At 71.4% G+C, this 22,384-nt stretch carries 17 protein-coding genes and 1 pseudogene; 7 read left to right on the top strand and 11 right to left on the bottom strand.

The features are described from left to right. Positions 1–7 precede the first annotated feature (7 nt). Positions 8–1,648, top strand: a complete 1,641-nt coding sequence (locus tag AMK21_RS01875; protein WP_234421801.1) for an MFS transporter — start codon at positions 8–10, stop codon at positions 1,646–1,648. Next, positions 1,645–2,295 (top strand): CatB-related O-acetyltransferase, encoded by a 651-nt coding sequence (locus AMK21_RS01870; protein ID WP_073873482.1) that lies wholly within the window; start codon positions 1,645–1,647, stop codon positions 2,293–2,295. Before AMK21_RS01875 ends, AMK21_RS01870 begins: the two co-directional genes overlap by 4 nt. Before the next feature lie 204 nt (positions 2,296–2,499). Here AMK21_RS01870 and AMK21_RS01865 read toward each other — a convergent pair. The 3 genes and pseudogenes from AMK21_RS01865 to AMK21_RS01855 all read right to left on the bottom strand — a co-directional run. Next, a pseudogene (locus AMK21_RS01865) lies at positions 2,500–2,820 on the bottom strand (aspartate aminotransferase family protein); the annotation flags it as partial. A 78-nt stretch (positions 2,821–2,898) separates the two neighbouring features. Beyond that, entirely contained in the window at positions 2,899–3,246 is a 348-nt protein-coding gene (locus AMK21_RS01860) for a VOC family protein (RefSeq protein WP_073873480.1), read from the bottom strand. Between the two features lie 172 nt (positions 3,247–3,418). Then, the gene (locus AMK21_RS01855) at positions 3,419–4,069 is read right to left on the bottom strand and encodes a DsbA family protein (RefSeq protein ID WP_073873478.1); all 651 of its coding nucleotides are present in this window, start codon (positions 4,067–4,069) and stop codon (positions 3,419–3,421) included. 169 nt (positions 4,070–4,238) lie between these two features. Here AMK21_RS01855 and pepN (AMK21_RS01850) point away from each other — a divergent pair, with 169 nt between their 5' ends. The 4 genes from pepN (AMK21_RS01850) to AMK21_RS01835 all read left to right on the top strand — a co-directional run bounded on the left by pepN (AMK21_RS01850) (position 4,239) and on the right by AMK21_RS01835 (position 13,304). Then, positions 4,239–6,851: an aminopeptidase N gene (gene pepN / locus AMK21_RS01850; protein ID WP_073873476.1), complete on the top strand. Its 2,613-nt coding sequence runs from the start codon at positions 4,239–4,241 to the stop codon at positions 6,849–6,851. 222 nt (positions 6,852–7,073) lie between these two features. Further along, the gene (locus AMK21_RS01845; RefSeq protein ID WP_073873474.1) at positions 7,074–8,180 is read left to right on the top strand and encodes a hypothetical protein; all 1,107 of its coding nucleotides are present in this window, start codon (positions 7,074–7,076) and stop codon (positions 8,178–8,180) included. 231 nt (positions 8,181–8,411) lie between these two features. Then, positions 8,412–11,720 (top strand): S8 family serine peptidase, encoded by a 3,309-nt coding sequence (locus tag AMK21_RS01840; protein ID WP_199863084.1) that lies wholly within the window; start codon positions 8,412–8,414, stop codon positions 11,718–11,720. 555 nt (positions 11,721–12,275) lie between these two features. Continuing rightward, on the top strand, positions 12,276–13,304 hold the full coding sequence (locus AMK21_RS01835) for an aspartate-semialdehyde dehydrogenase (protein ID WP_073873472.1): 1,029 nt from the start codon (positions 12,276–12,278) through the stop codon (positions 13,302–13,304). Between the two features lie 78 nt (positions 13,305–13,382). Here the strand turns inward: AMK21_RS01835 and AMK21_RS01830 are convergent, their stop codons facing one another. Genes AMK21_RS01830 through AMK21_RS37005 form a run of 3 tightly spaced genes read right to left on the bottom strand, consistent with a single transcriptional unit; the run spans position 13,383 to position 14,336 of the window. Further along, entirely contained in the window at positions 13,383–13,730 is a 348-nt protein-coding gene (locus AMK21_RS01830; RefSeq protein ID WP_073873470.1) for a type II toxin-antitoxin system PemK/MazF family toxin, read from the bottom strand. Continuing rightward, on the bottom strand, positions 13,717–13,947 hold the full coding sequence (locus AMK21_RS01825; protein ID WP_073873469.1) for a ribbon-helix-helix domain-containing protein: 231 nt from the start codon (positions 13,945–13,947) through the stop codon (positions 13,717–13,719). Before AMK21_RS01825 ends, AMK21_RS01830 begins: the two co-directional genes overlap by 14 nt. Positions 13,948–14,000: 53 nt before the next feature. Continuing rightward, positions 14,001–14,336 carry a DUF1203 domain-containing protein gene (locus AMK21_RS37005; RefSeq protein WP_420712462.1) on the bottom strand — a complete coding sequence of 112 codons (336 nt, stop codon included), beginning with the start codon at positions 14,334–14,336 and terminating at the stop codon, positions 14,001–14,003. On the opposite strand from AMK21_RS37005, the gene pepN (AMK21_RS01815) reads away from it, so the two are divergent. After that, positions 14,303–16,879, top strand: a complete 2,577-nt coding sequence (pepN, locus tag AMK21_RS01815; RefSeq protein ID WP_073873465.1) for an aminopeptidase N — start codon at positions 14,303–14,305, stop codon at positions 16,877–16,879. The genes AMK21_RS37005 and pepN (AMK21_RS01815) overlap by 34 nt on opposite strands. A 211-nt stretch (positions 16,880–17,090) precedes the next feature. Here the strand turns inward: pepN (AMK21_RS01815) and alc are convergent, their stop codons facing one another. From alc to AMK21_RS01790, 5 genes are all read right to left on the bottom strand, one after another. Next, a complete protein-coding gene (alc, locus tag AMK21_RS01810; protein WP_073873463.1) occupies positions 17,091–18,245 on the bottom strand; it encodes an allantoicase in 1,155 nt (384 codons plus the stop codon). 82 nt (positions 18,246–18,327) lie between these two features. Next, positions 18,328–19,239 carry a LysR family transcriptional regulator gene (locus AMK21_RS01805; protein ID WP_073873461.1) on the bottom strand — a complete coding sequence of 304 codons (912 nt, stop codon included), beginning with the start codon at positions 19,237–19,239 and terminating at the stop codon, positions 18,328–18,330. Positions 19,240–19,333: 94 nt separating this feature from the next. Continuing rightward, positions 19,334–19,546 (bottom strand): hypothetical protein, encoded by a 213-nt coding sequence (locus AMK21_RS01800; RefSeq protein ID WP_073873459.1) that lies wholly within the window; start codon positions 19,544–19,546, stop codon positions 19,334–19,336. 38 nt (positions 19,547–19,584) lie between these two features. Beyond that, positions 19,585–21,777, bottom strand: coding sequence for a 4-alpha-glucanotransferase (malQ, locus tag AMK21_RS01795; RefSeq protein ID WP_073873457.1), 2,193 nt, complete (start codon positions 21,775–21,777; stop codon positions 19,585–19,587). After that, positions 21,778–22,089: a hypothetical protein gene (locus AMK21_RS01790; RefSeq protein WP_073873455.1), complete on the bottom strand. Its 312-nt coding sequence runs from the start codon at positions 22,087–22,089 to the stop codon at positions 21,778–21,780. Positions 22,090–22,384: the final 295 nt, after the last annotated feature.

The following is a 22,384-nucleotide window of genomic DNA, read 5'->3' as shown; positions in this document are numbered from 1 at the left end:
CGTGCCCATGAAGGAACCTACTGACATCCACAAGCCCGGTCTGCGGGCATGGCTCGGCCTGGCGGTGATCCTCGGCCCTGTTCTGCTGGTCGCGATGGACGGCTCGGTGCTGTTCCTGGCCATGCCGAGGGTCACCGAAGCCCTCGCGCCGACCGCCGGACAGGCGCTGTGGGCGCTGGACATCTACGGATTCGTCGTGGGCTCCCTGCTCATCACCTTCGGCGGCATCGGTGACCGGTACGGCCGGTTGAAGCTGCTGATGACCGGGGTGGCCCTGTTCGGTCTGGCCTCGCTGGGAGCGGCGTTCGCGTCGAGCCCTGACATGCTCATCGCCTTCCGGGCGCTCATGGGCCTGGCCGGGGCGACGCTGCTGCCCTCGGCGCTCGCGGTGCTCGGCGAACTGTTCGAGGACCCGGGACAGCGGGCCCAGGCGATCGGAATCTTCGCCGCCGCCTTCGCCGCCGGGTTCGCGATCGGACCGGCTGTCGGTGGGCAGCTGCTGAGCCACTTCTGGTGGGGTTCGGTCTTCCTGGTCAACCTTCCGGTCCTCGTGCTGTTCCTGGTCCTGGCCCCGTTCCTGCTCCGCGAGGTGGCGACCTCGCGGACGGGCCGCATCGACGTCCTGAGCGTCGTGCAGTCCGTGGCCGGCCTCCTGCTGACCGTCTACGCCGTCAAGCACCTGGCCGCGGAGGGCTGGTCGGCGACCGTCGCGGCCGTGGGGCCGGCCGGCCTGGCCGTCCTGGTGTGGTTCGTGCGACGGCAGCTCACCCTTGAGCATCCGCTGATCGACTTCAGCCTGTTCCGGGACCGGGTCTTCACCGTCGCGATCATCACCGGGCTTCTGCCGCTCGCCGCGTGGTCGGCGACCGCCTACCTGTCGGGGGTCTACCTCCAGTCCGTGCTGGGGATCCCCATCCTGCGAGCCGCGCTGCTGGCCCTCCCCGGGGCTCTGCTGCTCACCGTCACGTGCATCGTGACGCCGATGCTGGTCGCGCGCATCGGCAAGCGGACGGCGCTCGTCACGTGCCACCTCTTCGTGGCCGCCGGTCTGCTCCTTCTGCTGCCCGTCGCGTCCACCGGCGGGGTGGGCTGGTACATCGCGTCCACGGTGCTCGCCGGGGTCGGGTACGGCATCTCGTTCAGCCTCGTCGCCGAGACGGCCGTCGCCGCGGCTCCCGCCGAACGGGCCGGGTCGGCGGCCGCGATCGCCGAGACCAGCAACGAGCTCGGCAACGCCCTCGGCATCGCGCTGCTCGGCTCGCTGTCCGTCCTCGTCTTCCGCCTTCAGGGCCCTGACCTCGCCGGTACGTTCGGCGAGACGCTCGGCCTCCCCGACCTCGCGCCCGCGGTGATCGACCAGGCGAAGGACGCCTTCGTCACCGGCCTCCGAGTGGTCGCCGTCGCCGCCGCCCTCCTCCACGCCGTCCTCGGCCTCCTCACCCTGCGCCGGGTTCCGAAGGCCCTGGAGAACGAGGGGGACGCCGGCCCGGACGGCGAGGGCACGGAGGCCTCTGTGGCGGAGGACGTCGCCGCGTGCGGCGAGAGGGAAGCCGCCCTGCCGCGAACCGGAAAATGCCCGGCACCGGTCCGGCCGGGCTGCCACGATGGCTTTCGTCCACCCGCCCCCGAGCCTGGAGGCGCTCCATGAGCCCCGGCCCCGCCCCGGCCGACCCCACCGTCCTGCACCCGATGCCCGGCCAGCCGCGCGTGGTGCAGCTGAAGCCGCTGGTCACCTCGGAGCTGATCGAGGCAGGGGAGTTCTCGTACTACGACGACCCCGAGCACGCCACGGAGTTCGAGACCCGGAACGTGCTCTACCACTACGGTCCGGAGCGCCTGGTCATCGGCAAGTTCTGCGCGCTGGGCACGGGGGTACGGTTCATCATGAACGGCGCCAACCACCGTATGGACGGACCGTCCACCTTCCCCTTCCCGACGCTGGGCGGCTCCTGGGCCGACCACTTCGACCTGCTGACGGGGCTGCCCAACCGGGGCGACACGGTGATCGGCAACGACGTGTGGATCGGCTACGAGGCGGTCATCATGCCGGGCGTCCGCGTCGGGCACGGCGCGATCATCAGCTCGCGGTCCGTGGTGGTCTCGGACGTCCCGGCCTACGGCATCGTCGGCGGCAACCCGGCCCGGCTGATCCGCACCCGGTACGAGGATGCGGACATCGCGCGCCTGCTGGCGGTGGCCTGGTGGGACTGGCCGGCGGACCACCTGACGCGCCACATCCGTACGGTGATGTCGGGCACGGTGGCGGAGCTGGAGACGGCGGCCCCCCGGGGCTGAGACGCGAAGCGCCCTCGGCCTCCGTGAGGGAGGCCGAAGGCGCTCGGGGTCGTTCAGCCCTTGCTCTCGTTCCTGCTCTCCAGCAACTCGGCGTAGTTGTGGGAGGCGTTGCTCCCCTGCTTGCCAGGCGAGACCTCTCGCGAAGGCGTCGGCATCTCCCTCTTCTCAACAGCCTTCGGGAGGGCGGCTGCGCGGGCCACCTGATCACGGCGCGCGCAGCCGGAACACCGACCCCACGAACTCCGTCAGCAACCGTTCCTTCAGCCGGCCCGGCAGCGCGTCCAGCAGGAACAGCACCGTGGCCATCCTCTCCGGGAGCCCGTCAGGCCCGCCCGGCGGCCCCTCCCCCAGGCCCGCGAAGGCCAGGATGCCTGTCACGTCCTCCGGGGTGAGGGGTGTCGGGGTCCAGGGTCGCCGCCAGGTCCGTGAGGGCCGGGTCGGCGGTGACCGGGGGAGGGTGCGGGCCACCGTCGGAGCGGCGGTCAGGTCGGTGAGGAGGGCGTCCACGCGGTCGACCGTTGCGGGGCCAGGCAGTGGCCGTCCGCGTCAACGCGTCACCGTGTGCCCCCCCTCGGCTCGTCAGTGGCCTCCCTCGTCAACGCCTCACTGCGTGCCCTCGTCGGCCAGGCAGAACTCGTTGCCCTGCGGGTCCTGCAGGACGTTCCAGACCAGGCCGTGCATGGAGTGCTCGCCGATCACCGTCGCCCCCAGCCCCACCAGACGCTCCACGTCCGCCAGGCGGTCGGGGGACGCGAAGTCGACGTGCACCCGGTTCTTGACGGTCTTGGGCTCGGGCACCCGCTGGAAGCCGAGGACCAGCGGGGTGGCCGGGACGAGGACGAACTCGCCGTAGTCCTGCGTGCCTTCCACCCCCAGCGCCGTGGCCCACCAGGCGGCCAGCGTCTGCGGGTCGGGACAGTCGATCGTGATCATCTCCGGTGAGAATCGCATGGTCCTCACCGTACGATCCACCACTGACATTGATGCTGGTACTCAGGTCCCGATGGTCGTGGCTCGACCACTCGCTGACGTCCTGCTGGGCTGTCTTCGCGTTGTTCAGCGGGCTGGGAGCACGTCCGCGCTCCCAGCCCGTGACCACCGGAAGGCCCCTCGGACAGGCCGCTCAGTCGAAGATCGGGCCCTGCGTGCGGGTCCGCTTGATCTCGTAGAAGCCGGGGATGGAGGCGACCAGCAGCGTGCCGTCCCAGAGCTTCGCCGCGTCCTCGCCCTTGGGTGCGGGGGTGACGACGGGGCCGAAGAAGGCGACCTGCTCGCCGTCGGCGCCGGGCACGGCGATGACCGGGGTGCCGACCTCCTGGCCGACCTTGTCGATGCCCTCCTTGTGGGAGGCGCGCAGCTCGGTGTCGTACGTCTCCTTGTCGGCGTACGCCGCCAGCTCCTCGGGCAGGCCTACGTCCTTCAGGGCGCCGACGACGGCCTCGCGGGTGGGGCCCTCTCCGTTGTTGTGGAAGCGGGTGCCGAGGGCCGTGTAGAGGGGGCCGACGACCTCGTCGCCGTGGAGCTGCTGGGCTGCGATGACGACCCGGACCGGGCCCCACGCCTTGCTCTCCAGCAGGTCGCGGTACTCCTCGGGCAGCTCGTCCAGCTTGTCCTCGTTCAGGACGGCGAGGCTCATCACGTGCCAGCGGACCTCGATGTCGCGGACCTTCTCGACCTCCAGGATCCAGCGGGAGGTCATCCACGCCCACGGGCAGAGCGGGTCGAACCAGAAGTCGGCCGGGGTCTTGCCGTTCGCGGGGGTGTTCGGGGACATCTCTCTCCTCAGGAAAAGCGTGTTGCTGCTGTGGCCGAGAACGCCGCCGAGGGGCCTCCCATTCCCGGACCGGCCACCACGGTCCGAACCGGATACCGGCCGCCGGAGACGCGTGCAAGGATCAATGGGTTCGAACACGACACATGACGCGCGTCACGAAGGAGTGCCCGTGCCCGGTGAAAACCTGTCCCGCGACGAGGCCCGGAAGAGGGCCGAGCTGCTGACCGTCGACGGTTACGAGGTCGAGCTCGACCTGCGTTCCGCCGTCGGCGAGCCCGAGGGGGCCGACGGGGGCGAGGACGGGGGCGACGGGGACACCGGTCCGCGGACGTTCCGGTCGCTGACCACGATCCGGTTCCGCTCCGCCCAGGCCGGTGCCTCGACCTTCGCCGACCTGGTGGCACCGGGTGTGGACACCGTGACGCTGAACGGCGAGGCCCTCGACCCGGCTGCTGTCTTCGACGGGGCCCGGGTGGCCCTGGACGGGCTCCTGGAGGGCGAGAACGTCCTCGTGGTCGACGCCCGGTGCGCGTACAGCAGGACCGGCGAGGGCATGCACCGCTTCGTCGACCCGGAGGACGGCGAGGTCTACCTCTACACGCAGTACGAGCCGGCCGACGCCCGCCGCGTCTTCGCCAACTTCGAACAGCCGGACCTGAAGGCGCCCTACCGTTTCCAGGTGACCGCGCCCGAGGGCTGGCGGGTCTGGTCCAACGGGGCCGAGGAGTCGCACGAGGACGGGGTCTGGCGGTTCGCGGAGACCAAGCCGATCTCCACGTACATCACAGCCGTCGTCGCCGGTCCGTACCACTACGTGAGCGACCACTACACCCGTACGTTCGACGACGGCACCACCCTGGAGATCCCGCTCGGCGCGATGTGCCGCAAGGGGCTCGCCAAGCACTTCGACGCGGACGACGTCTTCCTGGTCACCAAGCAGGGCCTGGACTTCTTCCACGACAACTTCGACTACCCGTACCCCTTCGGGAAGTACGACCAGGCCTTCGTGCCGGAGTACAACCTCGGGGCGATGGAGAACCCGGGCATGGTCACCTTCCGCGAGGAGTACATCTTCCGCGGCAAGGTCACCTCGGCGGCCTACGAGCGGCGCGCCAACGTCATCCTGCACGAGATGGCGCACATGTGGTTCGGCGACCTGGTCACCATGGAGTGGTGGGACGACCTGTGGCTGAAGGAGTCCTTCGCGGACTTCATGGGCTCCTTCTCGATGGTGGAGGCGACCCGCTTCACCAACGGCTGGATCACCTTCGCCAACAATCGCAAGGCGTGGGCCTACCGCGCCGACCAGCTGCCCTCCACCCACCCCATCACGGCCGACATCCGTGACCTGGAGGACGCCAAGCTGAACTTCGACGGCATCACGTACGCCAAGGGCGCCTCCGTACTGAAGCAGCTCGTCGCGTACGTGGGACGCGACGCCTTCCTTGAGGGCGCGCGGCGCTACTTCAAGCAGCACGCGTACGGCAACACGCGCTTGGGCGACCTTCTTTCGGTGCTCGCCGAGACCTCCGGACGCGATATGACGGCCTGGTCGCGCTCCTGGCTCCAGACCGCCGGGGTCAACGTGCTCACGCCCGTCGCGACGTACGGCGCGGCCGGGACGCTGACCGAGCTCGTGGTGGTCCAGGAGGCCGCCGCCTCCCACCCGGAGCTGCGCCCGCACCGGGTCGCGGTCGGCCTCTACCGGCTCACCCCCGAGGGTGAGCTGACGCGTTACGCCCGCGCAGAGGTGGACGTGGCCGGGGAGCGCACGGTGGTGAAGGAGCTGGCCGGGGCGGAGAGGCCCGATCTGATCCTGGTCAACGACGACGACCTCACGTACTGCAAGGTCCGCTTCGACGAGGGGTCGCTCGCCACCCTCCGCGACCACCTGGGCTCGATCACCGACCCGCTGGCCCGCGCCCTGTGCTGGTCGGCCCTGTGGAACCTGACCCGGGACGCACTGCTGCCCGCCCGCGACTTCGTCGCGCTGGTGCTGGCGCACACCGGGCGCGAGAGCGACATCGGGGTCCTCCAGATGCTGCACGCCTGGGCGCGGTCGGCGCTGGTGAACTACGCCGCCCCCGCCTGGCGCGAGGAGGGCGGCCGGGCGCTGGCCGAGGGCGCGCTGCGGGAACTGCGGGCCGCCGAGCCGGGCAGCCAGCACCAGCTGACGTGGGCCCGCTTCCTCGCGGCCGTCGCGGGCTCCGAGGCGGACTTCCAGCTGCTGGGCGGGCTGCTGGAGGGCACGGCCCGGATCGACGGGCTGGAGGTCGACCAGGAGCTGCGCTGGGCCTTCCTCTCCCCGCTCGCCTCGCACGGGGTGGCGGACGAGGCGGCGATCGACGCCGAACTGGCCCGTGACGACACGGCGTCCGGCAAGCGCCACCACGTACGGTGTCTGGCCTCGCGCCCCTCGGAGGCGGTCAAGGCGCAGGCGTGGGCAGCGGTCGTGGAGTCGGACAAGCTGTCCAACGCGCTGGTCGAGGCGACGATCGCGGGCTTCGAGCAGCCCTCGCAGCGGGAGCTGCTGGCCCCGTACGCGAGCCGCTACTTCGAGGTGATCGAGCGGGTGTGGGCGGAGCGGTCCATCCAGATCGGCATGCACGTGGTGAAGGGGCTCTTCCCCGCTCTCCAGGACAGCCCGGAGACCCTCGCGGCGACCGACGCCTGGCTGACCGGCCACGCGGAGGCCGCTCCGGCGCTGCGCCGACTGGTGCTGGAGGCCCGGGACGACCTGGCGCGGGTGCTGCGCGGCCAGGAGTGCGACGCCCAGGCGTAAGCAGGCCTGAGCAGGCGACCTCAGGGGGCGCGCGGGTCAGGTGTGTGCGCGACGCGAAAGCAGCGCTCGTACACCCCCCCCCGGCGCGCCCCCTCCCCATTCCCCGCGCGATGGCTCTTTTCGGTCCTCGAACGCCCGTACTTTAGGGCGGCGTTGTCCGGAATTGTCGACGGGCGTGTAACAGGGGTTAGGGCACCCTGGGCCGACGGGAAATCATCGACCATGACCCAGAACACCCCCCTCTCCCCCCTGTCCCCGCTGTTCCCCCGCCCCCTGCACCACGTCCAGGGCGTGACGCACCGCGTCCTGTCCGCGGCCCAGCTCCGCGCGCGGGGCGTCTCCGCCGCGCAGACGTCCTCGCAGTGCCTGCCCGGCGGCCCCTGGCAGCACCTGCTGCCCGGGGTCTACCTGCTGCACCCGGGCCCGCCCAGCGGCCAGGAGCGGCTGCGCGGCGCCCTGTTGTACGCGGGCCGCCCGCCGGCCTCCTCCCTGCGTACGGCGCCGGAGCCCATGGACGCGGGGTTCGGCGAGGCGATGGTGACCGGGCAGGCGGCGCTCGCGCTGCACGGCTTCGCCGCGGCGCCGGACCTCGGGGCGCCGCACCGCATCGACGTCCTGGTGCCGCGCACCCGGCGGCTGCGCTCGACCCGGTTCGTGGAGGTGGTGCGGGCCGCCTCCGCACTGCCCGCACCGGTGTGGCTGGCCGGGGTGCCCGTCGCCCCGGTGGAGCGGGCGCTGGCCGACGCGGTGGCGGGGCTGGGCGAGGCGGAGGACGTGAGCCGGCTCCTCACCGAGGCCGTGCGGGCCGGGCACAGCGAACCGGGCGCCGTGGTGCGGGAGCTGAGCGTGGCGAAGCTGCTGGGGCGGCCGGCGGTGGTGGGGGCGGTGGAGGCACTGCTGGCGGCGGGGCGGGCGGTGGCGGAGGAGCGGCTGTACGCGATGGTGCGCGAGCACGGGCTGCCGGAGCCGCTGTGGAACGTGGACCTGCGGCTGCCGGACGGGCCGGAGCTGGGCGGGGTCGACGCGTACTGGCCGGATCTCGCCGTCGCCGTCGAGCTGGACACCCGGGCGCCCCGGTTCGGTGCGCCGAGTCAGGGGCGGCGGGACGGGAACCACGGGAACCGGGGCCCGGACCGCTTGGAGGACCCGCAGTGGTCCGCGTACGCCGCCAAGCGGGACCGGCTGGAACGGCTCGGGGTCACGGTCGTCCACCTCACCCCGAGGAAGCTGCGCGAGGCGGTGGAACAGCAGGCCACGGTGGTGCGGACGGCGCTGATGGCGGCGGACGACCGGGAGCCGGCCGCGTATGTGGTGGTGCTGCCGCGTTGAGACGGGGTCCATGGCGGCCTTGGTGCCAATGGTCCGGACCACACGCCCGGAATCAGTGCTTCCGGCAGACACTTTGGCCTCATTCATCCCTCGTGGCGCATCGCCCTCCGTGGCGGATCTATGCCATGTACCTGTCTCGTCTCCGTCAACTCTCCACAAAGCCCTGTCATTTACGACAGGCTGAGCGGTCATCCGGTACCGAATTCCGGACTCTCTCTTTCAATTACAGGGATGCTGATGACCAAGGAATCCCCCAGCTCCATATCCGGGACGAGACGCGCCGCGCGCATAGCGGCCGCTGCCGGCCTGGCTGCCGCTCTCGCGGCCGCCGGCGCCGCGCCGGTGTTCGCCGTCGACGACCCGGCACCGGCACCCGTCAAACCGGCCGCCACGAGCGACCGGGGCGACAAGCTCGGCAAGGCCGACGCCGAGGTTCTGGCCAAGGCCGAGGCCAAGGGCGAGAAGAACGTCACGATGATGATCGCCACCACCCCGGGGGCGACCGAGCAGGTCACCGAGCAGCTGGACGCCGTCAAGGGCTCCGTGCTGGGCCAGACCTACGACAAGCTCGGCTACGTACGGGCGACGGTGCCGACCAGCAGTGCCGAGGCCACCATCGCGGCGGCCTCCAAGCTGAAGTCCGTTCTCGGCATCGATCTCAAGCAGGAGATCAAGCTGGACGACCCGACGCCCGCGGGCGACCGGGCCGCGGGGGCCAAGCAGCTCAAGGCCACGGGCAGTTACCCAGCGCCGGGCAAGAACACCCCGGCCGCCAACCCGTACAACCCCTCCTTCGAGACGGGTGCGGTCGAGTTCGTCGAGAAGCACCCGCAGGCCGACGGCCGCGGGATCACCATCGGTGTCCTGGACTCCGGTGTCGACCTCGGCCACCCGGCGCTGAAGAAGACCACCACCGGCGAGCGCAAGATCGTCGACTGGGTCACCGCGACCGACCCGGTGAACGACGGCGACGGCACCTGGCTGCGGATGTCGCAGACCGTCACCGGCCCGACGTTCACGTCCGGCGGCAAGACCTACTCGGCTCCGGCGGGCAACTACAAGTTCGCCACCTTCGCCGAGTCGGCCACCACCGGCGGCGACATGGCGGGCGACCTCAACCGCGACGGTGACACCACCGACGTGTGGGGCGTGCTGTACGACGCGGTCAAGGGCACCATCCGCGTGGACCTGAACGAGAACGCGGACTTCTCCGACGACACGGCCCTCAAGCCGTACAAGGACAAGTTCCAGGTCGCGTACTTCGGTGAGGACGACCCGGCCACCAAGGTCGTCGAGCGCATCCCGTTCGTCGTCGAGACCCGTAAGAACGTGGTCTACAACGCCGCGGGCGCCAAGGCCGACTACGTCAACATCGGCGTGATCGAGGGCTCGCACGGCACGCACGTCGCGGGTATCACCGCGGCCAACGGCCTGTTCGGCGGCAAGATGAACGGCGCGGCGCCCGGCGCCAAGGTCGTCTCCTCGCGCGCCTGCACATGGTCCGGCGGCTGCACCAACATCGCGCTGACCGAGGGCATGATCGACCTCGTCGTCAACCGCGGTGTCGACATCGTCAACATGTCGATCGGCGGCCTGCCGCCGCTGAACGACGGCAACAACGCCCGCGCCGAGCTCTACAAGCGCCTCGTCGACATCTACGGCGTCCAGCTCGTCATCTCGGCCGGCAACAGCGGCCCGGGCCTCAACACCATCGGTGACCCGGCCCTGGCCGACCACGTCATCTCGGTGGGCGCGTCGATCTCCAAGGAGACGTGGGCCGCGAACTACGGCTCCAGCGTCACCAAGAAGTACGACATGCTCCCCTTCTCCTCGCGCGGTCCGCGTGAGGACGGCGGCTTCACGCCGACCATCTCGGCTCCGGGTGCGGCGATCAACACCACCCAGACCTGGTCCGAGGGCGGTCCGGTCAAGGAGGCGGGCTACCCCCTGCCGCCCGGCTACTCGATGCTCCAGGGCACCTCGATGGCCTCGCCGCAGGCCGCCGGTGCGGCGGCCCTGCTGCTCTCCGCCGCGAAGCAGAAGGACCTGGAGCTGCCCCCGGCCGACCTGCGGACCGCGCTGACCAGCTCGGCGACCCACATCAAGGACGTGGCCGCGCACGTGCAGGGTTCCGGTCTGATCGACATCGTCGGTGCCTGGAAGCTCATCGCCAAGAAGGGCAACCCGGCGCACGAGTACAAGGTGAAGGCCCCGGTCGACACCGCGATCGACTTCGCGCTCAAGGACCCGGGCTTCGGCACCGGTCTCTACGACCGTGAGGGCGGCCTCAAGGTCGGCGAGACGAAGGTCTACGAGATCACCGTCACCCGCACCACGGGCCCGGACCGCAACGTCCAGCACAAGCTGTCGTGGAAGAACAACGACGGCACCTTCAAGCTGAGCAGCCCCGAGTACGTCTCGCTGCCGCTCGGCACCCCGGTGAAGCTGAAGGTCACGGCGAAGGCCAAGACCGCGGGCGTGCACAGCGCCATCCTGAAGCTGGACGACAACAAGACCATCGGCATCGACCACCAGGTCCTGTCCACGGTCGTCGTCGCGCATGAGCTGAACCAGCCCACCTACGCGTTCAAGTCGTCGAGCTCGGTGCAGCGCAACGGCACCACCTCGTACTTCGTGAACGTTCCGGAGGGCGCGAAGACCCTCGAGGTCGCCCTCAGCGCGCTGCGCTCGGGCAGCCAGACCCGGTTCATCGCCCTGCACCCGTACGGGACGCCGGTCGACCCGACCTCCACGGTCAACTGCTACCCGAACTACGAGAACCCGGCCAACACCTGCCGTCCGGACGTGCGGTCCTACAAGGACCCGTACCCCGGCGTGTGGGAGATCGAGGTCGAGTCGCGCCGTACGTCGCCGCTGCTGGACAACCCGTTCAAGCTTGACGTCTCGCTGCTCGGCGCCACCTTCGACCCGGCGGTGCAGACCATCGCCGAGGCGAAGATCGGCGCTCCGGCCGCGGTGAACTGGAAGGTCACCAACGGCGCGGCGGCTCTCGAGGGCAAGCTCAAGGGCGGCTCGCTGGGCTCGGCCAAGGTCGACAAGCCGTCGATCTCCACGGGCCAGACCCGCCAGAGCACGGTCACCATCGGTGCGGGCGTCGAGAAGCTCGACTTGGCCATCGGCGGTACGTCGGACGCCAACGCCGACCTCGACCTCTACGTCTTCCGGGGCGCCACCCAGGTCGGCAGCGGCACCACCGCCGGCTCCGAGGAGAAGGTCAGCCTGGCCAACCCGGCCGCCGGTACGTACACGGTCATCGTCGAGGGCTACTCGGTTCCGTCCGGGTCGACCACGTACGACTACCGCGACGTGTACTACGCGGCCTCGCTCGGCACCCTGAAGGTCGACACGTCGAAGACCTACAACCTGGCGAACGGCGCCTCGGCGCAGGTCGGCGCCGAGGTCGTGGTCGCCGGTGCGGCTCCCGAGGGCCGGCAGTTCTTCGGTGAGGTCCAGCTGGTCAACGCGCGCGGCACGGCCGCGGGCACCGGCAGCGTCGTGATCGAGAAGGTCACGCCGTAACAGCCACAGCACGGTGAAGAAGAGGCGGGCGCCTTCGGGCACCCGCCTCTTCGCATGTCCTCACGGAGCCGGACCGGGCGGCCTGCGCCAGGGGACGGCTCTGCTATCCGCGACCCTCGCAGGGGGACGAGGCGTCGCCACCGAGGACAGGGCGGCGGCACGGCCACCGGGGGCGGGGCGGCGCCCGGCTCCTCCCGGGCCAGCAGGTCACCGAGCAGGCCGAGCTCCTCCCGGAGCAGCGCCGTGTCCCGCTCGGCGGCCCGGTACGCGACCGCCTCCGCACCGCCCTCGGGCGCGGGCCCGGCCATCAGTACGGCAGGCGGAGGCGGTCCAGAAGGTCCCCCTCCGGCCCCCTACGTCCCCTCTTCGGCAAGGCTTCCTCCCTCACTGCACCTGGCTCCTCGACGGACATCGCTCCTACGACGCCGGAGCCGGGCAAAGCGTTCACTTCCACGGCGGCGGTCCGCAGGTCGGACAATGGATTGGACAAGTCGGGCCCGGACATACGCATCATGGAGCGGCAATCGGGCCGCGCACATATACAGAGGAGTCCCAGTGAAGGTCGGAATCGTCGGCGCCACCGGTCAGGTCGGCACAGTCATGCTCAGGATCCTGGCCGAGCGGGACTTCCCCGTCGACGAGCTGCGGCTGTTCGCCTCCGCCCGCTCCGCGGGCTCCGCGATCGACTTCAAGGGTGCGCCCGTCACCGTCGAGGACGCCTCCACGGCCGATTACACCGGCCTGGACATCGTGCTGTTCTCCGCCGGCGGCGCGACCTCCAAGGCGCTGGCCGAGAAGGTCGCCGGCCAGGGCGCCGTGGTGATCGACAACTCCTCCGCCTGGCGCAAGGACCCCGAGGTCCCGCTGGTCGTCTCCGAGGTCAACCCGCACGCGGCCCGCGTCCGGCCCAAGGGGATCATCGCCAACCCGAACTGCACCACGATGGCCGCTATGCCCGTGCTGCGCCCGCTGCACGCCGAGGCCGGCCTCGAAGCGCTGACCGTCGCCACCTACCAGGCCGTCTCCGGCTCCGGCGTGGCCGGCGTGGCCGAGTTGCACGGCCAGGCGTCCAAGGTCGTCGCCGAGGCCGAGAAGCTGGCCCACGACGGTGAGGCCGTGGACTTCCCCGAGCCGGCCGTCTACAAGCGCCCGATCGCCTTCAACGTGCTGCCGCTGGCCGGTTCGATCGTGGACGACGGTTCGTTCGAGACGGACGAGGAGCAGAAGCTCCGCAACGAGTCCCGCAAGATCCTGGAGATCCCGGAGCTGAAGGTCTCCGGCACCTGCGTCCGGGTCCCGGTCTTCTCCGGCCACTCGCTCCAGATCAACGCCCGCTTCGCCCGCCCGATCGGCGTCGAGCGCGCCTACGAGCTGCTGAAGGACGCCGAGGGCGTCGAGCTCTCGGAGATCCCGACCCCCCTCCAGGCGGCGGGCAAGGACGCCTCCTTCGTGGGCCGCATCCGGGTCGACGAGACCGTCGACAACGGCCTCGCGCTCTTCGTCTCCAACGACAACCTCCGCAAGGGCGCCGCACTGAACGCCGTCCAGATCGCGGAGCTGGTGGCGGCCGAGTCGAAGGGCTGACGCGCGACCCTGTACGGGGACGCGTACGGGAAGGGGCGGCCACCGGGGACCGGTGGCCGCCCCTTCCGTCTGCGCGGGTCAGAGCGCCAGGTGTCGGCGGAGGGCCACGTCGATCTCGGTCATGCGCTGACGGGGCACCTTGCCGATGCGGCGCCCCAGCCGCTGGGGCGAGACGGCGCGCACCTGCTCGCACTGGGCCTTGCTGTCCACCGCGAGGTGGCACTCGGCCGCCGGCAGGAGGACCTGGAAGGGAAAGACCCGCGCCGTGTTGGAGGTGAGGGGCACGACGGTGAGGACACCGCGCTCCGTCCGCTCCACGGTGGCGTTGGCGCCGTCGTTCGACACGATCAGCGCCGGGCGGGCCTTGTTCGCCTCGCTGCCCCGGACCGGCTCGAAGTCGATCAGGTAGATGTCACCGCGCCGCATCGGTGAGCCCGTCGCCCGAGACCCGGTCCCAGAAATCGGCGTCCTCGCCCTTGTCCCACTCGGCGAAGGCCTCCTCGTACTCGGCCTCCAGGGTCGAGGCGCGCAACAGCTCGATCGCGGTGTGGAGCACCGCGGACCGGGAATCCGCGTCGGTCTTCGCGGCGTACTCGTCGACGAAGGCGACATCCTCCTGCGGCAGACTCACACTAATCTTCATACCTTCGATGCTACCCACGGTGGCACCAGGGTGCCACCCCTGCGAGGAAACGCTCAGGGTCGGCGCATCTCGAAGTGGAAGCACCCGTACTCCACCGCCCGTACGTGCACCAGCGCCACCTCCGGGTCGTAGCGGCGCACCGTGCGCAGTGCGCCGGGGCGCGAGAAGGGGTAGCCGGGGTGCGCCGGGGCCGGGCCCGCGCACTCCTCGGCGTGGATGAAGACGGGACCCTGCTCGTCGTACGCCCCCGGAGCCGCCCGCGTCCGGCGGGAAACGGACATCGCGCTGAGAGCGCGGCCCATGGAAGGATGACGGAAACGTCGCATACCAAGTCGCACACCTAGGAGATGACCGCGTGCCTGGCACGAATCTGACCCGCGAAGAGGCACAGGAGCGGGCGCGCCTGCTGACCGTGGACGCGTACGAGATCGATCTCGACCTCTCCGGAGCGCAGGAGGGCGGCACCTACCGGTCCGTGACCACCGTGCGCTTCGACTCCGCGGAGGCCGGTGCGGAGACCTTCGTCGACCTGGTCGCCCCGGCCGTCCACGAGGTCGTGCTCAACGGCGAGGCGCTGGACGTCGCCGCCGTGTTCCGCGACTCCCGGATCGCCCTGCCGCAGCTGAACGCGGGCGCCAACGAGCTGAAGGTCGTCGCCGACTGCGCGTACACCAACACCGGTGAGGGCCTGCACCGGTTCGTCGACCCGGTCGACGAGCAGGCCTATCTGTACACCCAGTTCGAGGTGCCGGACGCCCGCCGCGTCTTCGCCTCCTTCGAGCAGCCGGACCTGAAGGCGACCTTCCAGTTCACCGTGAAGGCCCCCGCCGGCTGGACGGTCATCTCGAACTCGCCGACGCCCGAGCCGAAGGACGACGTCTGGACGTTCGAGCCGACGCCGCGCATCTCCACGTACATCACGGCGCTCATCGTCGGCCCGTACCACTCGGTGCACAGCAGCTACGAGAAGGACGGCCAGTCCGTCCCGCTCGGCATCTACTGCCGCCCCTCGCTCGCCGAGTACCTGGACGCGGAGGACATCTTCGCCGTCACCCGGCAGGGCTTCGCGTGGTTCCAGGAGAAGTTCGACTACGCGTACCCGTTCGCCAAGTACGACCAGCTCTTCGTCCCGGAGTTCAACGCGGGCGCGATGGAGAACGCGGGCGCGGTCACCATCCGCGACCAGTACGTCTTCCGCTCCAAGGTGACGGACGCGGCGTACGAGGTGCGGGCCGAGACGATTCTGCACGAGCTGGCCCACATGTGGTTCGGCGACCTCGTGACGATGGAGTGGTGGAACGACCTCTGGCTGAACGAGTCGTTCGCCACCTACACCTCGATCGCCTGTCAGGCGGACGCCGAGGGCTCGAAGTGGCCGCACTCCTGGACCACGTTCGCCAACTCCATGAAGACCTGGGCGTACCGGCAGGACCAGCTGCCCTCCACGCACCCGATCATGGCGGACATCAGCGACCTGGACGATGTCCTCGTCAACTTCGACGGCATCACGTACGCCAAGGGCGCGTCCGTCCTCAAGCAGCTCGTGGCGTACGTCGGCAAGGACGCGTTCTTCCAGGGCGTGCAGGCGTACTTCAAGGCGCACGCCTTCGGCAACACCCGCCTGAGCGACCTGCTGGGCGCGCTGGAGAAGACCTCCGGCCGTGACCTGAAGACCTGGTCGAAGGCGTGGCTGGAGACGGCCGGCATCAACGTCCTGCGCCCGGAGATCGAGACCGACGGACACGGTCACGTCACCTCCTTCACCGTCCTCCAGGATGCCCCGGCGCTGCCGGTCGGCGCCAAGGGCGAGCCGACGCTGCGCCCGCACCGCATCGCGATCGGCGCGTACGACCTCGACGCGGACGGCAAGCTGGTGCGCACCGACCGGATCGAGCTGGACGTCGACGGCGAGCGCACCGACGTGCCCGCCCTGGTGGGCAAGGCCCGCCCGGCGGTCATCCTGCTCAACGACGACGACCTGTCGTACGCGAAGGTGCGCCTCGACGAGGAGTCGCTGCGGGTCGTCACCGAGCACCTGGGCGACTTCACCGAGTCGCTGCCGCGCGCCCTGTGCTGGGCCTCCGCCTGGGACATGACGCGCGACGGCGAGCTGGCGACCCGCGACTACCTCTCGCTGGTGCTCTCCGGCATCGGCAAGGAGTCGGACATCGGCGTCGTCCAGTCGCTTCACCGTCAGCTGAAGCTGGCCCTGGACCTGTACGCGGCCCCTCAGTCCCGCCAGGCCGCGCTCAACCAGTGGACGGAGGCGACGCTGGCGCACCTGCGGGCGGCGGAGCCGGGCAGCGACCACCAGCTGGCGTGGGCCCGTGCCTTCGCGGCGACGGCCCGCAACCCGCAGCAGCTGGACCTGCTCCAGTCTCTGCTGGACGGTACGGAGTCGATCGAGGGCCTGACGGTCGACACCGAGCTGCGCTGGGCGTTCGTGCAGCGGCTGGCGGCCGTCGGCCTGCTCGACGAGGAGGAGATCGCCGCCGAGTACGAGCGCGACAGGACGGCGGCGGGCGAGCGCCACGCGGCCACCGCCCGGGCCTCGCAACCCTCGGAGGAGGCCAAGGCGGAGGCGTGGGCCTCGGTCGTGGAGTCGGGTGAGCTGCCCAACTCGCTCCAGGAGGCGGTCATCACCGGCTTCGTCCAGGCGGATCAGCGCGAGCTGCTGGCCCCGTACACGGAGAAGTACTTCGCCTCGGTGAAGGAGGTCTCGGACTCGCGCAGCCACGAGATGGCCCAGCAGATCATCGTGGGCCTCTACCCGGCCCTCCAGGTCTCCCAGGAGACCCTGGACGCCACGGACGCGTGGCTGGCCTCGGCCGAGCCGAGCGCGGCCCTGCGCCGGCTGATGTCGGAGTCGCGGTCGGGCGTGGAGCGCGCCCTGAAGGCCCAGGCGGCGGACGCGGCGGCGGCCACCGCGTAACGCACCGCTCGGGGGCGTCCCATTCGCTGCGGCGGAGGAGGCGCCCCCTTGGCGTACGCCCGCCGAACGGCCGGTGCCGGCCCAGGCGCTGCCGTTCTCCGCGTACGCCGCCTGAGCCGCGGGCCGTTGGAAACCGCCCGGCGGGCGGGCGCAGGAGCGCAGCCGTCCGCCGGGCGGGAACTGGGGGGCGGTGGTTCACCGGGTTACGGGGTTACGCGCCCGACTCCTCGTAGCGGCGGGTGAGCTCGGCCGTGCCGGACTCCGTGAAGCCGCCGTGCAGCCGCATCCGGGCCACCCCGCCGTCGGGGAAGGCGTCGAGGCGGACGTGGGTGACGACGGCCTGGGCGCGCAGCACGAAGCGGTGGAGGGTGTCGGGCTGGAGGCGGGTGCGCGGGATGATCTCGAACCATTCGCCGGTGTCGCCGTTGCGGCCCTGGAGGGCGATCCAGCCGGCCGAGTTGCCCTTGAGGTAGGCGGTGTCGATCTCGACCGCGCGGACCGTGCCCTGGGCGGGGAGGCGGAAGCGGACCCAGTCGTTGGTGTCACGGACCCGGCGGCGGCGGTTCTCCCAGCCGTCGTCCATCTTGCGGGAGGTGCCCGGCAGGATGATCTGGGTGGGCGAGGAGTAGAAGCGGTCGGAGGCGTCCTCGTAGGTACCGCCGTTGAGCACCGAGATCAGGTCGACCGTGCCGAGTGCGGCGATCCAGGCCGGGTCGGGGACGACCTCGCCGTGCACACGGAGGCGGGCTATGCCGCCGTCGGGGTGCTGGCAGAGGCGCAGGTGGGTGTAGCGGCGGCCGCCGGTGATCTCGAAGGCGTTGGCCGCGTGCCCGCGTACGGGGGTGGGCGGAAGGATCTCCTCCCACTTCACGTCGTCGGCGAGCAGATCCTCGGGGCTCGGGGCGCCCTCGGCGGCGGTGGCCTGCACGGATACGCGCTGGGGGTAGTTGCCCCGGAAGTGGGCGGTGTCCACGATCAGGCCGCGCACGACGCCGGGGGCGCCGAGGCGGACGATCGCCCAGTCGTGGTCCTCGGGGGCCGGGAAGGGGTGGGAGGCGTCGGCGCCTCGGCGGCGGCGGGTCTCCCAGCCGTCCATGATCTTGCCCTTGTGGCCGAAGTGCTCGGGGTCGAAGACGGCGCGCTCGCGCAGGAGGAGGTTCTCGCGCTCGGCGAAGAACTCGTCGTTGGCGGCGATCACTCCCGCGCCGAGGCGGCGGTCGGCGAGGTCGACCAGCTCGGTGAAGGGGAGGTCGCCCGCCTCGCGGTAGTCGGCGTAGGGGTCGCCACCGCCGTAGGGCGCGGCGTCATTGGCGTGGGGGTCGGTGTCGGAGTTCTGGAATGTGGTCTCGCTCGCGTCGAAGGTCATGTCCCTACCTTCGCGCCGACAAACCTGTCAGGTCCATCGAATGTTTTCGCAGATACTGTTCAGCCCAGCTGAACGATCCAGCTCACCTGAACGATGCCGCGATGTCCGTGAGCGCTGTGAGCACCCGGGCCACCGCCGGGCCGCTCTCCGCCCCGTGGCGGACCGCCGCCACCACATGGCGGCGCGGCTGGTCCGCCTCCAGGACCCGCATCACCACACCTTCGCGTCGCTGCTCCCGGGAGGCCATCCGGGGGACGAGGGCGATGCCCATGCCCGCCTCGACCAGGGCCAGGATCGCGGTCCAGCCGGCGGCGCTGTGGGCCTGCTCGGGGACGAAGCCGGCCGCCTCGCAGGCGGCCGTGGTGATCTCGGACCAGGGGCCCGAGCCGCCGAAGATCCAGCGGTCGGCGGCCAGGTCGGCGAGGCGCGGCGCTGGGGCTTCGGCCAGCGGGTGGCCGGCCGGGAGCGCCACGTCCAGCGGGTCGGCCAGCAGCGGGAAGAGGGAGAAGCGGGGGTCGCGGGCGGTCGGGGCGTGGGCGGCCAGCGAGAGGGCCAGGTCCACCTCGCCCGCGGTGAGCAGCTCGTACGCCTGGGCCGCCTCGGCCTCCCGTACGCGTACGTCGGGTCCCGGGCGGTCCTCGGCGCGCAGGAGCCTCACGGCGGGGACCACGAGGGCGGGTACGGCGGTGGAGAAGGCGCCGACCCTGACTTCGCCGGCCTCGCCGCGCAGATAGCCGGTGAGTTCGGCGTCCGCCCGCTCCAGCTGGGCGAAGACCGCCTCGGCGTGGCGCAGGACGAGGTGGGCGGCGTCCGTGAGGCGGACGCGACGGCCCTGGGGCTCCAGGAGCTCCACGCCGAGCTGCTTGGCCAGGTTGGTGAGCTGCTGGGAGACGGCGGAGGGGGTCATCAGGAGCGCTTCGGCGGTCGCCGTCACCGTGCCCCGGTCGCGCAGGGTGCGCAGGATGCGGAGCTTCTTGACGTCCCACTCGGTCATGACCGCAACCTACCGGGGTGCCTTCCGCCGCCGGACGTGCGGATGCGCCGCGCGGTAGCTCCTACCGGCGGCGCATCCTTCGTACGGGTGCGGGTCAGACCTGCTTCTTGGACTTGTCCAGGACCATGACCAGGGCCGTGATCACCAGGAACAGGCCGATGGGCGCGATGACGTAGAGACCGATGGTCTCCATCGCGCTGAGGCCCGGACCCGGGTCGTCACCGTCGTCGGGCGTGTACGCCAGAGCCGGGGCCGACATGAGCAGCATCATCAGCGTCGTCCCGGCCGCAACGACGCCGGCGCGCATTCCGTTCTTCTTGTCCACGGTGCCAACGTAGCGAACGCCTAGGCGGGGCGCTCGCCCGGGGGTGCCGTACGGGCCTTCGCCGACCGCAGGACCTCCATCAGGCCGTGCAGACGGGGCGAGGCGGCGATCTCCTCCAGGGTGACCGGATGGCCCTCCGGGTCGGCGATGGGCAGCCGCCAGTTGGGGTACTGGTCCCAGGTGCCGGGGAGGTTCTGCGGGCGGCGGTCACCCACCGTGTCGGGGAGCCAGACGCCGGTCATCCGGGCGGGGGTGGCGCGCAGGAAGCGGTGAACGGCGCGGACGGCCGCCTCCTCGTTGCCGTCGCCCTCGGGGAGCATCCGCAGCCGGGCGAGGAGGGCCAGCCACTCCGCCGTACCGGTGAGGTCCTCGGTGAGCTCCTCCTCCAGGGGGCGGGTGAGCAGGCCGAGGCGGTGGCGGAGCGTCACATGGTCGCCGGTCAGCCGGGCGGCGGTGGAGGGCAGGTCGTGGGTGGTGGCGGTGGCGAGGCAGTCCCGCCGCCACTTCTCGGGGGCCAGCGGGCGGCCGTCGCCGTCCCAGTCACGCTCGAACCAGAGCACGGAGGTGCCGAGCACCCCGCGCCGGGCGAGCGCCTCGCGGACACCGGGCTCGACGGTGCCGAGGTCCTCGCCGACGACTGCGGAGCCGGCCCGGTGGGCCTCCAGGACGAGGACGGCGAGCATCGCCTCGGCGTCGTACGCGACGTACGTACCGTCGGTGGGCGGGCGGCCCTCCGGCACCCACCAGAGCCGGAAGAGGCCCATGACGTGGTCGATGCGCAGGGCGCCCGCGTGGGCCAGGAGGCCGCGCAGCAGGCCGCGGAAGGCGGCGTAACCGGTGGCGGCGAGGGCGTCGGGGCGCCAGGGCGGCAGGCCCCAGTCCTGGCCGCGCGCGTTGAAGGCGTCCGGGGGCGCGCCGACGGACATGCCGTGGGCGAAGGCGTCCTGCTGGGCCCAGGTGTCGGCGCCCGCCGGGTGCACGCCGACGGCCAGGTCGTGGACGATCCCGACCTCCATCCCGGCGTCCTCGGCGGCCCGCTGGGCGTCGGCGAGCTGGGTGGCGGTCAGCCAGGCGAGCCGGCAGTGGAGGTCCACCCGGTCCAGCAGCTCGGAGCGGGCGCGGGCGGTCCCCGGGGAGCGGGGGTCGCGCAGGGGCTCGGGCCAGCTGCGCCAGTCGGGCCCGTGAGCCTCGGCGAGCGCGTACCACAGGGCGTGGTCCTCCAGCGCCTGGCCCTGCTCGGCCAGGAAGTCGCAGTAGGCGGCGCGGCGGCCGGGGGTGAGGGGCACCTGGGCGATCAGCTCCAGGGCCTGCCGTTTCAGCTCCCAGACGGCATCCCGGTCGATCAGGGCGCCCTTGTTGAGGACGGCCTCGCTGAGGGCGACGGCGTCCTGGCGGAGGTCGTCCAGGGTGGCCCGGTCGTGGACGTGCCCGTACTCCGGGACCGACTCGACGCGCAGGTGCACGGGGTCGGGGAAGCGGCGCGAGGAGGGGCGGTACGGGGAGGGGTCGGTGGGCTTCCCGGGAACGGCCGCGTGCAGGGGGTTGACCTGGACGAACCCGGAGCCGAGGGTGCGCCCGGCCCAGGCGGCGAGGTCGGCCAGGTCGCCGAGGTCACCCATGCCCCAGGAGCGGGCGGAGAGCAGGGAGTAGAGCTGGACCAGGAAGCCGTGGGTGCGCTCGGGCGGCTGCGGGACCCTGGCCGGGGCGACGACCAGGGTGGCGGCGGCCTCGTGGTGGTCGGGCGCACGGACGTGGAGGCGGTGGACACCGTACGGGGGGTCGGTCCACCCTGCGGGCCGGGGCCCGGCGGTCTCCGGGACCGCCTTCGGTGCCTCCGGGCTCTGCGTGACCGCCTCCGGGGTCTCGGGGACCTTCCAGGACGAGGCGGCCTCCGGCACCTTCCAGGAGGTGGCGGGCGCGGGGGGCCCGGAGGCCGGCTCCGGCTCGACCGTGACGGTCGAGCCGGGCGGCAGCGCGGTCAGCGCGGGCGGCAGCGGCTCACCGGCCCAGACCACCACGGTCGGCGGCAGCAGGCGCGAGCGGGACTCCGCGGCGACGAGTGACCTCCGTACGTCCTCCGGGGTGCCGGCGTCCACGCCCAGCGCGGCGAGCACGGCGATGACCGTGTCGTCGGGGACGGACACCGTGACATCCGGGGACGGGGAGTAGGAGGTGGCGACACCGTGCAGTGCGGCGAGCCGGGACAAGCCCATTCAGACTCCTGGGAACTCCATGCCCCCTGCGGTGCCGGGTGCGGTCGGCTCGCTGGTCAGAGGGGCGACGGCGGCGAGCGGAGGCTCGCTCGTGAGCGGGGTGGCATCGGCGAGCGGGGGCTCGCTGGTCAGCGGTGCGGCGTCGGGGTACGGGGATTCACCGAGCAGGAGGGAGACGTCGGCGAGCGGCGGCCCGCTGATCAGGTGGGCGACGTCGGCGAGGGGAAGTCCGCTGGTAAGAGGTGCGGGATCGGCTTGGGCGGGTACCTGTTTGGAGAGGGCGGAGAGCAGAAGCTGCGCGGATGCGGGCATGGTGGCCTCCTGGCCGTGGAGAACAGGACACAGCAGGCCTACCCAGGCCTCGCGTGCGCAGACCTGGACGTGACGTACGCGTTATGTCCAGGCAGCTACCACGCACGCATCAGAACAACGAGCCAACGTGCCGTGGGTCACATTCCGTTCCCCCGTGCGGCAGGTATGGGTCGTTTTCAGCCACTCCCGTCAGCCACACCCGTCCCACCAGGCGCGAAGGTGTCACTATTCCCGGCAAATCCGACAGAACAGCCACGCGCATTGACACCCTCGCGCCCGGGTGGTGGGCTCGGAC

This window comes from Streptomyces sp. CB00316, assembly GCF_001905595.1.
Lineage (GTDB): Bacteria > Actinomycetota > Actinomycetes > Streptomycetales > Streptomycetaceae > Streptomyces.
This window is presented reverse-complemented; position numbering and strand designations above follow the sequence as displayed.